Annotated in this window: 6 protein-coding genes; all 6 read left to right on the top strand. The window is 72.2% G+C overall.

What is annotated here, in order from left to right:
• Positions 1-54: 54 nt before the first annotated feature.
• The 6 genes from CD790_RS15700 (at position 55) to CD790_RS15675 (ending at position 14,208) form a co-directional block, all read left to right on the top strand.
• Positions 55-1,365, top strand: a complete 1,311-nt coding sequence (locus CD790_RS15700) for a cytochrome P450 (protein WP_186319038.1) — start codon at positions 55-57, stop codon at positions 1,363-1,365.
• A 162-nt stretch (positions 1,366-1,527) separates the two neighbouring features.
• The gene (locus tag CD790_RS15695) at positions 1,528-2,940 is read left to right on the top strand and encodes an MFS transporter (RefSeq protein WP_144383853.1); all 1,413 of its coding nucleotides are present in this window, start codon (positions 1,528-1,530) and stop codon (positions 2,938-2,940) included.
• A 42-nt stretch (positions 2,941-2,982) separates the two neighbouring features.
• On the top strand, positions 2,983-3,567 hold the full coding sequence (locus tag CD790_RS15690; RefSeq protein ID WP_144383852.1) for a DUF2867 domain-containing protein: 585 nt from the start codon (positions 2,983-2,985) through the stop codon (positions 3,565-3,567).
• Positions 3,568-3,674: 107 nt separating this feature from the next.
• Positions 3,675-11,987, top strand: coding sequence for a type I polyketide synthase (locus CD790_RS15685; protein WP_144383851.1), 8,313 nt, complete (start codon positions 3,675-3,677; stop codon positions 11,985-11,987).
• An 11-nt stretch (positions 11,988-11,998) separates the two neighbouring features.
• Entirely contained in the window at positions 11,999-13,156 is a 1,158-nt protein-coding gene (locus tag CD790_RS15680) for an acyl-CoA dehydrogenase family protein (protein WP_144383850.1), read from the top strand.
• A gap of 149 nt (positions 13,157-13,305) precedes the next feature.
• Positions 13,306-14,208: an aminoglycoside phosphotransferase family protein gene (locus CD790_RS15675; protein ID WP_144383849.1), complete on the top strand. Its 903-nt coding sequence runs from the start codon at positions 13,306-13,308 to the stop codon at positions 14,206-14,208.
• Positions 14,209-14,428: the final 220 nt, after the last annotated feature.

Below are 14,428 nucleotides of genomic sequence, written 5' to 3'. Positions count from 1 at the left end.
GCGCGTCCGAAGACCGTCATCCCCGCCACCGCGCTGCCGGGGCCGCCGGATCACATGCTGAAGCAGCTCTGGAAGTACCGGTCGCTCCGGACGCTGTGGCTGACGCAGTGCCGTGAGCTGTACGGCGATCGGATCCGGCTGAAGATCAGGCCCAAGTCCGACATCTACCTGCTCTCGAACGCCGACGATGTGAAGGCGATGTTCCTGGCCCCCAGGGACACCCTGCACACCGGGAACGGCAGTGCCGTGCTGGAGAAGTTCTTCGGCAACACCGGGCTCGCCTTCCTCGACGAGGAGGAGCACCTGACCCGGCGTAAGGCCATCATGCCGAGCTTCAAGGGCGAGGCGTTCAAGCGCATCGAGGCGTCGGCCACCAAGCTGGCCGAGCAGGAGGTCGCCGCGTGGCCGCGTAACCGGGTCATCTCGCTGCACCCGCTGGTTCACCGTTACACGATGAAGGTGATCGGCGAGATCATCTTCGGCGAGGTGACCCCGTCCTGCTGGGACGAGATGCTCGAAGAGCTGATGGGTGTGGTGGAGTTCAACAACCACATCATGACGGTGCTCCGGATCGAGGACATGCCGGGTGCGGTGCTGCGAGCGCTCACGGCGATCCGCCGCACGGGTCTGCGGGACTTCCTGGGGCACCGTGCGCGCGCGGACGTGCTGCTCGCCAGGGCCGTCAAGGAGCGCCTGGACGCGGGCGACCTCGGCAACGACATGCTCTCCGTCATGCTCGGCATCCGAAAGGAGGACGGCACGCCGCTGAGCGGCGTGGAGCTGCGCGACGAGATGATGACCATGTTCATAGCCGGCACCGAGACCACCGCTTCGGTGATCTGCTGGGCTCTGGAGTACCTGAGCCGCGAACCGGCGATTCTCCAGCGCGTGCTCGCCGAGATCGACGAGGGCACCGGCGACGAGTACCTCACGGCGCTCGTGTACGAGGTGCTCCGGGTGCGGCCGCCGCTGCCCAACATCATCCTCCGCGAGGTCGTGAAGCCGATCGAGATCGGCGGAGTGCGCTACGAGCCCGGCATGGAGCTGTGGGCCAGCGCCCATCTGCTGAACCGGCATCCGGACCACTACGAGGACGCTGAGCGGTTCAACCCCGAGCGCTACCTGGGCACCAAGCCCGACCTGAACATCTGGATCCCGTTCGGCGGCGGCCACACCCGCTGCCTCGGCGACCGGATCGCCATCCATGAGATCAAGGTCATGCTCCGTGAGGTGCTCTCCACCTGCGACCTCCGCCGGGTCGACCCGAGGCCGGAGGGGATGCGCAGCCGTGGCGTCGTCATCGTGCCGGAGCACGGCACCCGCCTTGAGCTCAGGCCCCGAAAGGCGGAGGTGAGCCTGGCCTAGGGGCTGTGATGAGTCGGCATACCGGGTGCCGGAGGCCATGAGCGGGCTCCGGTGCCGGTCTGCCGGCTGCGGGGGATTCACGGGGAGGTGAGCGCGCCCGGAGCGTTCTTCGGGTGCGCCCCGTCGAGATGGACTCGCAACCGATTCGAGGAAGTAGGCGACATGACTGTCAAACAGCGGTGGGTACTGGTGCTGACCTCACTGGCCTCGCTGATAACCGCACTGGACGCCCTGGTCGTGACGACCGCGCTGCCCGCGATCAGGCTCGACCTGGACGCGTCCGTCGAGGAACTGGAATGGACGGTCAACGCCTACTTGCTGCCCTTCGCCGTACTGCTCATGGCAGGCGCGGCGTTGGGCGATCGCTATGGCCGCAAACGCGTGTTCACCGGCGGGCTCATCGTGTTCACGCTGGCGTCGGTCGGCTGCGCGCTCGCGCCCGGAATCGGCTGGCTCATCGCGGCCCGCGCGGTGCAGGGAGTGGGTGCCGCGGCCGTCGTGTCGGTCGCGCAGGCGCATCTGAGCGTCGCGTTCAGCGCGGAGGAGCGGCCGAAGGCCATGGGCCTGTTCGGGGCCGTGACGGGCTTGGCGACGCTCGGCGGTCCGGTCGTCGGCGGCGTCCTGGTCGAGTCCGCCGCCTGGGAGTGGATCTTCTGGATCAATGTGCCGATCGGCGTGGTGATGGTCCCGCTCATCATCACCAAGCTCAGCGAGAGCGTCGGTGAGGCGCGACAGCTCGACTTCGGCGGCATCGGCCTGGCCACCGTCGCCGCCTTCGGGGTGGGATGGAGCCTGGTGCGGGGCAACGCGGCGGGCTGGGGCAGTGTCGAGGTCGTCGGCGGATTCGTCGCGGGCGCGGCCGCGCTGGCCGGATTCGTGTGGTGGGAGCTGCGCACCCCGCAGCCGTTGATGCCGATTCACTTCTTCCGGTCCCGCGCTTTCTCTGCCGGAAACGCCGCCATGTTCCTGCTGTTCGGTTCCGCCATGGCCGGCCTTTTCTTCTACGCGCAGTTCCTGCAGACCGTGCTGGAATACGGCCCGCTCGACGCCGGCCTTCGGCTGGTTCCGTGGACCGTGACCGTTTTCTTCTTCTCGCCGATCGCCGGGAAACTGGTGAGTCGAATCGGGGAGCGTCCGCTGATCACCGCCGGATTGCTGCTCCAGGCGTTCGCGTCGGGTTGGCTCGCTCTGATCGTGGAGCCGGATATGGCGTACAGCGAGATGGTCGGGCCGTTCGTGATCGGCGGCATCGGCATCTCGATCGCGGTTCCGGCGGTGATGACCGCGGTGTTCGGCGCGGTTCCGGACGAGGGATCCGGGGCGGCGTCGGGCACGTTGAACAGTCTGCGCCAGCTCGGCGGCGCCTTCGGAATCGCCATTGCCACGGCGGTTTTCGCCGCGGTCGGCGGTTACGGATCCCTGGAGGAGTTCAATGACGGATTCAGTGCGGCGATCATCACCGCGGCGGTGGTGGCGCTGATCGGTGTGCCGATCGGCTTGGCGATTCCCGCGCGGCGTGATGTGCCCGCGCCGGAAAAGGCCGCGGTGGCGCCCGACAAGTCGGCCGTGGAATAGGCTTCGAGGTAACATCGATCAGAGATGGCTGGAGATCCACACATGAGGCTCCCGAATTCCGCGCACACCTCGCAGCCCTGGCGCATTCACGAACTGGCAAGCGATTTCAAGGTCGAGGACGTGTGGGCGTTGCCGACGCCGGGCGGTCCCGACGGACTCGACGAACTCGTGCGGCAGATGACGTCCGGCGACGGCGCGCACAATGCCAACCCGGTCGTCCGCGCGCTCTTCGCGATCCGCTGGCGACTCGGGTCGCTGCTCGGCTGGGACAAGGCCGACACCGGGCTCGGCAGCCGAGTGCCCTCGCTGCGCGATCGGTTGCCGGCCGACCTCCGCGAGGGGCCGCGGGGACCGGACTTCCGCGCGGCTCCGTTCACCGCGGTCTACCGGACGGACAACGAGTACGTGGCCGAGCTGGCCAACAAGACCGTGCATGTGCTGATGCACGTCGGCTGGGTCAAGGACCCGGCCGGCGGCTACCGCGGCCAGATGGCCGCGCTGGTGAAGCCGAACGGCCTGTTCGGAACGGCCTATATGGCCGCGATCAAGCCGGTGCGGGTCGCGGTCGTCTACCCGCGGCTGATGCGGTCGATCGAACGCAGGTGGCAGCGGCAGGCCGCGGGATGACGCGAGTCGTCTCCGCGGCGGTCGACGCCGCGACAACGTAACGACGCGTGAGCCTCGCTCATCTCGGATGGCGAAGCTCACTTGGGGACTGGGGAGATCCGGAACTTATGCACGTGAACAGGGCCGAGCGACGGCCCGATGGCCAGAGGATCCCGGAGAACGAGCGAGCGATAGCCGTCGTCGGCATGGCATGTCGAGTCCCGGGGGCCGACGACCTCCGCGCCTTCTGGCGGTTATTGCACGGTGGTGTCGACGCGATCACCGACGCGCCGGCGGACCGGGGGTACGACATCCCGGAGCTGGCGCGGTTCGGCCGAGGCGGCTTCCTCGACCGCGTCGCCGACTTCGATGCCGGGTTCTTCGGCATCTCCCCACGCGAGGCGGCGGCCATGGACCCGCGCCAACGCCTGGCACTCGAACTGACCTGGGAGGCTCTGGAAGACGCCCACGCGGCGCCGGAGAGCCTGCGCGACAGCTCCACCGCGGTCTTCCTGGGCGCCACGGGTGACGACTACGCCTCGCTCGTCCACCGACACGGCCCGGACGCCGTCTCGCACCACTCGCTGGCCGGACTGAGCCGTGGTGTGATCGCCAACCGGGTCTCCCATCACCTCGGCTTCCATGGGCCGAGCGTGACGGTGGACACCGCCCAGTCCTCCTCGCTGGTCGCCGTGCACATGGCCTGCGAGAGCCTGCTGTCGGGGACGACCCGGCTGGCCCTGGCCGGCGGCGTGCATCTGAACCTGGTGCCGGAGAGCACGCTCGCCCTGGCGCGCGCGGGCGCGCTCTCCCCCGACTGCCGCAGCTACACCTTCGACGCCCGCGCCAACGGCTTCGTCCGGGGCGAGGGCGCCGGCGTGGTCGTGCTCAAGCGACTGGCCGACGCCGTCGCCGACGGCGACCCGGTGTACTGCGTCCTGCTCGGCGGGGCGGTGAACCACGACGGGGACGGCCAGGCGCTGACCGTCCCCGACAGCGACTCGCAGCAGGCGCTGCTGCGGGAGGCGTGCGCCCGAGCCGGGGTGGAGCCCGAGCAGGTGCGGTACGTCGAACTGCACGGCACCGGCACCAGGGCGGGCGACCCGGTCGAGGCGAGCGCGCTCGGATCGGTGTTCGGCCCGTCCCGCGACGAGCGGCGGCCGTTGCTCGTCGGCTCGGTGAAGACCAACATCGGGCACCTCGACGCCGCCGCCGGGGTCGTCGGACTCATCAAGGTCGCGCTGGCGATGAAGCACGACCTTCTCCCGGCGAGCCTCAACTACGCCGAGCCGCACCCGTCGATACCGATGGAGCGGTGGAGGCTCGAGGTGAACGCGGCCACCGGTCCGTGGCCCGAGGGCCGTCGGCTCGCCGGCGTCAGCTCGTTCGGCGTCGGCGGCACCAACTGCCACCTCGTCGTCGCCGCCCACCCCGCCCCGGAGCCGCCCCAGCCCGGACCGGAGCCCTCCGCCCCGGTTCCGGTGGTGGTGTCCGGCCGGTCCGCGGCGGCGCTGCGCGCCCAGGCCGGGCGGCTGCGGGAGTGGCTGGACGCCGACCCGGAGCTGCGCCCGGTGGATGTCGGCCACTCCGCCGTGACGACCCGGTCGGCGCTGAAGCACCGCGCCGTCGTCGTCGCCGCGGACCGCGCCGAACTGCTGGACGGCCTGGCCGCGTTGGCGGCGGGCGAGGCATCGGCGGACCTCGTGACGGGCTCCGTCGCCGCCGGGCCCGGTGTGGTGTGGGTGTTCCCGGGCCAGGGCTCCCAGTGGCTCGGGATGGCGCGCGGCCTGTGGGAGTCCTCGCCGGTGTTCGCCGCCCGGATGTCGGAGTGCGAGCGGCTGCTGGACGGGCTCGTCGACTGGTCGCTGCGGGATGTGCTCGACGACGAGGCCGCGCTGGCCCGCGTGGACGTGGTGCAGCCCGCGCTGTTCGCGGTGATGGTGTCCCTGGCCGAGGTGTGGCGTTCGGTCGGCCTGGTGCCCGACGCCGTCGTGGGGCACTCGCAGGGCGAGATCGCCGCCGCCTGCGCGGCGGGCGTCATCTCCCTGGCCGACGGTCTCCGACTGGTGGTCGGGCGCAGCCTCGCCATCAACGCCGGCCTCTCGGGCCGCGGGACGCTGGCGTCGCTGGCCATGCCCGCCGCGGACGTGGATCGCGACCGGGTCTCGGTCGCCGCGGTGAACGGCCCGAACGCGGTCGTGATCTCCGGCGAGGTCGAGGCGGTGCACGAGGTCGTCGCCGAGTGCGAGGCGCGCGGGATCCGCGCCAGGGTCATTCCGGTCGACTACGCCTCCCACTCCGCGCACGTGGAGGCGATCCGGGACGAGGTGCTGCGGGTCGCCGAGGGCATCACGGCGACCGACAGCGGGGTCGCGTTCTACTCCACCGTCACCGCCGGCCGCGTGGACCCGGCCGAACTGGACGCCGAGTACTGGTACCGGAACCTCCGGCAGGAGGTACGGCTCTCGGAGACCGTCACGGCGCTCGCCGAGGCCGGACACGGGGTGTTCGTCGAGGTCAGCCCGCACCCGGTGCTGACCATGGCGCTCCAGGACACCGTGGCCGCCGCGGAGACCGCGGTCACCCCGGTGGTGCAGGGCACCCTGCGCCGGCAGGAGGACGAGCCGCGGCGCCTGCTGCTGTCCATGGCCGAGCTGTACACCAAGGGCGTCGGGGTGGACTGGCGGCCGCTGTTCGAGGGCGCCCGCCGCGTGGAACTGCCCACCTACGCCTTCCAACGAGAGGCGTACTGGGTCGGCGGGGAGCGCGTCGAGCCGCCCGCGCCGCGGCCCGTCACGGTGGGGGAGTCGGGGGCCGTCGAGTCCTCGGACCTCGCGGACGCGGACTCCGCGCCGGCCGCGCCGGCCCGGATGACCGATCAGCAGCTGTGGACGCTGGTCCGCTCCCAGGCGGCGGCCGTGCTCGGGCTCGCCGACCCGAGGCTGGTCGAAGCCGACAGCACCTTCAAGGAGCTCGGCTTCGACTCGGTGACGGCGGTGGAGCTGAGCAACCGGCTGAGCACCGCGACCGAGCTGCGGATGCCGACCTCGCTGCTGTTCGACCACCCGACGCCCAGCGCGCTCGTGCGGCATCTGCGCGAGGAACTGGGCGGGCCCGCCGCCGAGCGGGGCGCCGACCGGCGGCCCCACCAGGCGGCCGCCGACGAAGAACTGATCGCGGTCGTCGGCATGAGCTGCCGGCTCCCCGGCGGCGTGTCCTCACCGGAGGACCTGTGGCGGCTGGTGGCCGACGGCACGGACGCGATCTCGCCGTTCCCGGAGGACCGCGGCTGGCGGATCGACCCCGGCGCGGACCACGTCCGCGCGGGCGGCTTCCTGGCCGACGCCGCCGACTTCGACGCGGGCTTCTTCCGCATCAGCCCGCGCGAGGCCCTGTCGATGGACCCGCAGCAGCGGCTGGTGCTGGAGGTGGCCTGGGAGGCGCTGGAGCGGGCCGGTCAGGATCCGGCGGCGCTGCGCCGGACCCGGACGGCGGTCTTCATGGGCGCCATGAGCCAGGACTACCTCCCGCGCCTGCACGAGGTGGACGACGAGCTCGGCGGGCACGCCCTGACCGGGGGCCACACCAGTGTGGTGTCCGGCCGTATCGCCTACACCCTGGGCCTTGAGGGACCGGCGGTGAGCGTCGACACGGCGTGTTCGTCGTCGCTGGTGGCGATGCACCTGGCGGCCCAGTCGCTGCGGTCGGGAGACTGCTCCCTGGCACTGGCGGGCGGCGTGACCGTGATGTCGACGCCCGGCATGTTCGTCGAGTTCGCCCGGCAGAACGGGCTGTCGGCCGACGGTCGCTGCAAGGCGTTCGCGAACGCGGCCGACGGCACCGGCTGGTCCGAGGGCGTGGGTGTGCTGGTGCTGGAACGGCTGTCGGACGCGCGACGCAACGGCCACCGGGTGCTGGCGGTGCTGCGCGGCTCGGCGATCAACCAGGACGGCGAGAGCAACGGCCTCACCGCCCCCAACGGCCCGTCGCAGGAGCGGGTGATCCGGCAGGCCCTGGCGAGCGCGGGGCTGTCCGCGGCGGATGTCGACGCGGTCGAGGCGCACGGCACCGGCACCACCCTCGGCGATCCGATCGAGGCCCAGGCGCTGCTGACGACGTACGGGCAGGACCGTGAGCGTCCGCTGTGGCTCGGCTCGGTGAAGTCGAACATCGGGCACACCCAGGCCGCGGCGGGTGCCGCCGGAGTCATCAAGATGATCATGGCCATGCGCCATGGTGTCCTGCCGCGGACGCTGCACGTCGACGAGCCGTCCCTCCACGTCGACTGGTCGTCGGGCGCGGTCGAGCTGCTGACCGAGCGGCAGGAGTGGCCGCGGGCCGACCGGCCGCGCCGGGCCGGTGTCTCGTCGTTCGGGATCAGCGGCACCAACGCGCATGTGATCCTCGAACAGGGCGACCCCGAGGAGCCCGAGGACCAGGCCCCGCACGAGGACCCCCGGGCCGCTGACGAGGGCCGGGCCGGGCACGCCTCGCCCGAGGAGCCGGCCGGCGTCGTGCCGTGGCTGGTGTCGGGGCGCGGCGCGTCCGCGCTGACGCGTCAGGCACAGCGCCTGTGGGCGGCGGTCTCCGACGAGCGGGCACCCCGGGTGGGCGATGTGGCGCTGACGCTGGCCACCGGACGTACGGCCTTCGACCACCGCGCGGTGGTGCTGGGCTCCGAGCGGGCCGAGCTGCTCGCCGGCCTGGAGGCGCTGTCCCGGGGCGGCCGGGCGCAGGGCGTGATCGTGGGCGGCGGGGCGACCTCCGCGACCAACGTCGGCGTCCTGTTCTCCGGACAGGGCAGCCAGCGGCTCGGCATGAGCCGGGACCTGGTGCGGACCTTCCCGGTGTTCGCCGAGGCATGGCGCGAGGTCTGCGCCGCGCTCGACCCGCTGCTGGAGCACTCGATCGACGACGTGGTGGCGGCCGAGCCCGGCTCGGAGCCGGCGCGGCTGCTCGACGAGACGGCGATGACGCAGCCCGCGCTCTTCGCGTTCGAGGTGGCGGCGTTCCGGCTGCTGGAATCCCTGGGGATCGCGCCCGCGGTCCTGGTCGGGCACTCGATCGGCGAACTGGCCGCCGCGCACGTGGCGGGGGTCTTCTCGCTCGCCGACGCGGCCCGTCTGGTGGCCGCCCGCGGCCGGCTGATGCAGGCCCTGCCGCGCGGCGGGGCGATGGTGGCGGTCCAGGCCGACGAGGAGGAGGTCCGCGGCGCGCTGGACGGCCACGGCGACTCCGCCTCGATCGCCGCGGTGAACGGCCCCACCTCCGTGGTGATCTCCGGTGCCGAGGACGTGGTCCTGCGGATCGAGTCGACGCTCGCCGGCGAGGGCCGCAAGACGAAGCGGCTCCGGGTCTCGCACGCGTTCCACTCGCCGCTGATGGAGCCGATGCTGGAGGAGTTCCGGCGGGTGGCGGGGTCCGTGGCGTACGCGGCGCCGCGCATCCCGGTGGTCTCCAACGTCACCGGCGACCTGGCCGAGGACGGCGCGCTGGAGCAGCCGGAGTACTGGGTGCGGCACGTACGGGAGGCCGTACGGTTCGGCGACGGCGTGCGCGCCGCGGTGGCGGCCGGCGCCGAGGCCCTGGTCGAGGCCGGCCCCGACGGGGTCCTCTCGGCCATGGCCCAGGAGGCCCTGGCCGAGTCGGCACCGGACCTGCCCGTGGTCGCGATCGTCCGCAAGGACCGGTCCGAGTCGCGTGCGGTGGCCGAGGCGCTGGCGCGGCTGCACGTCGCGGGCGTCCCGATCGACTGGCGGTCCTACCTCTCCGCCCTCGGCGTCTCCGGACGCCAGGTCGAGCTGCCCACCTACGCCTTCGAACGGCAGCGGTACTGGGCGGAGCCCGCGCGACCGCAGGGCGACCTCGGCGGCGCGGGGCTCGCCGCGATCGAGCACCCGTTCCTCGCCGCCGCCACCGACCTCGCCGTCGGCGACCAGCTGGTCCTCAGCGGCCGGGTCTCGTCGGCCGACGCCCCCTGGCTGGCCGACCACGCCATCTTCGACAACGTGGTGTTCCCGGGGGCGGCCTTCCTGGAGATGGCGCTGCACACCCTGGACGGCGTCGACTGCCGGAGCGTCGAGGAACTGACCCTTCAGGCGCCGCTGACGCTCGGCGACGAGGCCGTCCAGCTCCAGATCGTCGTCGGCGCGGCCGAGGAGGGGGGCCGGCGCCCCATCGGGGTCTACTCCCGTGCGATACCCGCGACATCCGCGATATCCACGACGGGCGGGGCGGCCGCCGGAGCGAAGTCCCCCTGGACCCGGCACGCGACCGGATACCTGGCCACCGACCCGGCTCCGGCGCCGGAGGCGTCCACCTCCGACGCATGGCCCCCGCCGGGAGCCACGCCGGTCGAGCTGACCGGCTTCTACCCGGAGCTCGTCGACCGCGGCTACGCCTACGGGCCGGCCTTCCAGGGCCTGCGCGCCGCATGGCGCCGGGAGGACGAGGTCTACGGCGAGGTCCGGCTCCCCGACGGGCTGCGCCCCGCGTCCCCCGGGTTCGCCCTGCACCCGGCCCTGTTCGACGCGGCCCTGCACCCGATGCTGTCCCTGCTGGCCGGCTCGGACCCGTCCCAGGTGCTGCTGCCGTACTCCTGGTCGGGAGTGACGTTCCACGCGCCGGCCGGCACGGAGCTGCGGGTCCGGATCTCCCGTACGGGGCCCCAGGAGGTGTCCCTGCGGATCACCGACCCCGGCGGCGCACCGGTGCTGACCGTCGCGTCGCTGGCGGTCATGCCGGCCTCCGTCGAGCAGCTGACCGGCGACGCGGCGGCCGACTCCCTGTTCGCCGTGGACTGGACGCCGCTGCCCGAGACGGCCGCGGCCGGCTCCGGCCGGTCGGTGCCGGACGTGGAGCTCACCCAGGTGGCCGCCGGCGACGACGCGGCGGATGTCCCCGCGGCGGCGCGGGCGACCGCGCACGAGGTGCTCGACCTGGTGCAGAAGTGGCTGCGCGACGAGCGGTTCGGCCGGACCCGGCGGGTGATCGTGACACGCCACGCGGTGGCGGTCACCGCGGACGAGACCCCCGACCTGTCCTGCGCGCCGGTCTGGGGCCTGGTGCGGTCGGTCCAGGCGGAGCACCCGGACCAGTTCGTCCTGGTCGACACGGACGGCAGCGAGGAGTCGCTGAGCGCGCTGGAGTCGCTGGACCTGTCCGGTGAGCCGCAGTTGGCGGTCCGCCGCGGCGTGGCGTACGTGCCACGGCTGGCTCCGGCGCCGCCGGCGACGGCCGAGCGACCGATGTGGGACCCGCGGGGCACGGTGCTGCTGACGGGGGCGACCGGTGCCCTCGGCGCGCTGTTCGCCCGCCATCTGGTCGCCGAACACGGGGTGCGGCACCTGCTGCTGCTCAGCCGGCGGGGCGCGGCGGCGCCCGGCGCGGCCGAACTGGTCGCGGAGCTGTCCGCGCTGGGCGCCGACGTCACCCAGGCGTCCTGCGACGTGGCCGACCCGGAGGCGCTGGCCGAACGGATCGCGGAGATCCCCGCGGAGTCGCCGCTGACCGCGGTGGTCCACCTGGCGGGCGTGCTGGACGACGCCGGCGCGGAGACGCTGACGCCGGAACAGCTCGACCGGGTGCTCCGGCCGAAGGTCGACGCCGCCTGGCACCTGCACCGACTGACCAGGGACCTGGGGCTGTCGGCGTTCGTCCTCTACTCGTCCGTCGCCGGCACGATCGGCACCGCCGGCCAGGCGAACTACGCCGCGGCCAACGCGTTCCTGGACGCCCTGGCCGCGCGGCGCAGGGCCGCCGGCCTGCCGGCGACATCGCTCGCCTGGGGTCCCTGGGAGCTCGGCATGGCGGGCACGCTCGGCCAGGCCGATCTGTCGCGGTTCAGGCGGCTGGGGATCGTGCCCCTGAGCGCGGCGAAGGGCACGTCCCTGTTCGACACCGCGCTCGCGCTCGACACGGCGACGGTGGTTCCCGCCGCGCTCGACAAGACCGCGCTGCGCCGACTGGACACCGTGCCCGCGCTGCTGCGCGGGATGGTCGCGGCACCGCGCCGCGAGCCCGCCGAGGAACCCACCGAGCTGCCGCTGGTACGGCGGCTGGCGGAGCTGTCGCCCGAGGAGCAGTCGAGCGAGCTGCTGGACCTGCTGCTCTCCACCGCGGCGATGGTGCTGGGCTACCCCTCCACCGACGACATCGACGGCGACCTGTCCTTCAAGGAGATCGGCTTCGACTCGCTGAGCGGAGTGGAGTTCCGCAACGAGGTCAAGAAGGACACCGGGCTGCAGATCCCCGCAACGGTGATCTTCAACTACCCGACCCCGGCGGCTCTGGCGGAACACCTGCGGGAGCGGCTGTTCCCCCAGGACGCGGTGGACGAAGAGCCGCGGGACGACGACGAGGACATGGCAGCGGACCAGGTGGATGACGAGATCGACGCCCTCGACGTCGAGAACCTCATCCAGCGCGCGTTCACGGAATGAATGGCAGGACGATGAAGTCAGAAGATCTCAAGACCGTTCGCCGGTTCGTCAAGGACGAACTGGGCGGTGGCCAGGCGCAGACGGACACGCTGACGGAGAAGCCCCTGGAGGTGTACGACACGTTCCGCGGCACCGGGCTCGCGAACTGGTGGCTGCCCGAGGAGCTGGGCGGCCGAGGACTCAGCCTCGAGGACAGTGTCGAGATCGTCAACGAGATCGCCTACGGCGACGCCGGCGTGGCGTTCACCCTGTTCATCTCGGTCCTGGGCACCAGCATGGTGCAGCTGTACGGATCCGAGGAGCTGAAGGCCCGCTACCTGAAGCCCATGGCGGAGCGCGGATCGTTCTGCGCGACGCTGGGCAGCGAGCGCAACGCGGGCAGCGAGCTCAGCAAGATCGAGACGATGGTCACCCGGGACGGGGACGAACTCGTCATCACCGGCGAGAAGTCCTTCTCCACCAACACCGACTTCGCGGACTTCCTCGTGGTCGTCGCCCGGTCGGCGGACGATCCCGAGGAGTACCTCGCCGTTCTGGTGCCGCGGGACACGCCCGGGGTCGAGATCGTCAAGCGGTGGGACGTCATCGGGGTGCGCGCCTCGCACACCTACCAGGTGCGACTGGACCACTGCCGGGTGCCCGCCGCCAACCAGCTGGAGGGTTCCGGGCTCCGACTGCTGGAGATCGGCCTCAACGCCAGCCGGATCCTGATCGCGGCCACCGCCATCGGAGTCGCCCGGCGGGTCCGCGACCACTGCATGGACTACGCCAAGCACAAGCCGTTCCGGGACGGCACCCTGCTGGACAGCCCGGTCTTCGCGCAGCGGCTGGGGCAGATGGAGATGCAGATCGACGTCATGAAGAGCCACTGCCTCAGGGCGGCTCATGACTACGACACCATCATGACGGGGCCCGACGCGGCCACCGTCTTCGCCCGGCAGGGCACGCTCAAGTCCGCCCTGACGGCCAAGATGTTCTGTGGCCAGGCGGGCTGGGACGTGGCGAGCGTCGGCTCCGAGATGTTCGGCGGACTCGGGTACACCAGCGAGTCGCCCGTCGGAAAGCTGCTCCGGGACATCCGCTATGTCTCGATCGTCGAAGGCGGCGACGACGTCCTGCGCGAGCTGGTCTTCAGCCGCTACGTGATACCGGTGCCGCGCCGGTCGTAGCCTCGATGCGGCCCCCCGTCGCGGACGGGGGGCCGCGTGCGGTGGGGGCGGTCGACCCCACCGGTTCGGGAAGACCGACGCCGCTCCTGAACCGGGTGCCGCACAAAGGCGTTTGACGCCCGTCGGCGGACGGTGGTCGGATGACGTCCATGAGCACGGGTCAGATGCACCCCGGGACGCATCCCATCGACGACGACCTGGTACGACGGTTGATCGCCGAACAGTTCCCCCGCTGGGCGGGGCTGACGGTGGAGCGATGGCCGTCCGGCGGCACGGTCAACGCGATGTACCGGCTGGGCGATGACATGGTCGTTCGGCTGCCGCTGGTGCGGGGCGGGGCCGCGGACGTGTCGCTGGAGCGGGAGTGGCTGCCCCGTCTCGCGCCCCTGCTGCCCACGCGCATACCGGAGGTGCTCGGGGCCGGGGTGCCGGGCCAGGGGTATCCGTGGCCGTGGTCGGTCTACCGGTGGCTGACGGGCGAGCTTCCCGAAGCGGGGGCGCTGAGCGCTCCCGTGCCGCTGGCCGAGGATCTGGCCGCGTTCGTGGTCGCGATGCGGGGCGTCACCCTGCCGGCCGCGCCGAGGGCGCACCGAGGCGGGCCGGTCGCCTCGCTCGACGCGGAGACCCGCGCGGCGATCGAGCGGCTGCGGGAGATCCCGGAGGAGGACGTCGACTGCGACGCCGCGACCGCCGTGTGGGAGGAGACGCTGCGGGCCCCGGTCTGGGACGGACCGCCGGTGTGGCTGCACGCCGATCTGATGCCGGGCAATGTGCTGGTCGACGGCGGTGGCCGACTGGCCTCCGTGATCGACTTCGGCTGCGCGGGCAGCGGAGATCCGGCCTGCGATCTGTTCCCGGCGTGGAACCTGCTGCCGGCCGACGCGCGGGACGTCTTCCGCGAGGCGCTGGCCGTGGACGAGGCGACCTGGATCCGCGGCCGCGGGCGGACGCTCTCACAGGCGCTGGTCGCGCTGCCGTACTACCGGAAGACGAACCCCGCGATGGCGCGGAACGCCCGGCATGTGATCCGGACGGTGCTGGACGACGCCTGAGACATGCCACCGGAACCCCGACGTCGCGCGGGCGCCCGGCGCCAGGTCGATCAACCCCTCGCAGTGAAGGGTCAACCGACGGAACGACAGCGGGGGGTGTCGCGGCTCAGCGACGGTGGAACGCCATCTCGCTCTCGCCGTACCGGCGTGTGCAGACAGCGTTCCACCGGATAGCCGGCGGCCCCAGCCGGCGAGGAGTTCCAGCTGATATACCGTCACA

Origin of the sequence: Streptomyces sp. SAJ15 (genome assembly GCF_007595705.1) — a bacterium.
Taxonomy (GTDB): domain Bacteria; phylum Actinomycetota; class Actinomycetes; order Streptomycetales; family Streptomycetaceae; genus Streptomyces.
This window is presented reverse-complemented; position numbering and strand designations above follow the sequence as displayed.

Excerpts from the sequence above, each read along its gene's own strand:
- CD790_RS15700 (WP_186319038.1), top strand. The coding sequence starts at position 55 with ATGCTGAAGCAGCTCTGGAAGTACCGGTCGCTCCGGACGCTGTGGCTG.
- CD790_RS15695 (WP_144383853.1), top strand. The coding sequence starts at position 1,528 with ATGACTGTCAAACAGCGGTGGGTACTGGTGCTGACCTCACTGGCCTCG.
- CD790_RS15690 (WP_144383852.1), top strand. The coding sequence starts at position 2,983 with ATGAGGCTCCCGAATTCCGCGCACACCTCGCAGCCCTGGCGCATTCAC.
- CD790_RS15685 (WP_144383851.1), top strand. The coding sequence starts at position 3,675 with ATGCACGTGAACAGGGCCGAGCGACGGCCCGATGGCCAGAGGATCCCG.
- CD790_RS15680 (WP_144383850.1), top strand. The coding sequence starts at position 11,999 with ATGAAGTCAGAAGATCTCAAGACCGTTCGCCGGTTCGTCAAGGACGAA.
- CD790_RS15675 (WP_144383849.1), top strand. The coding sequence starts at position 13,306 with ATGAGCACGGGTCAGATGCACCCCGGGACGCATCCCATCGACGACGAC.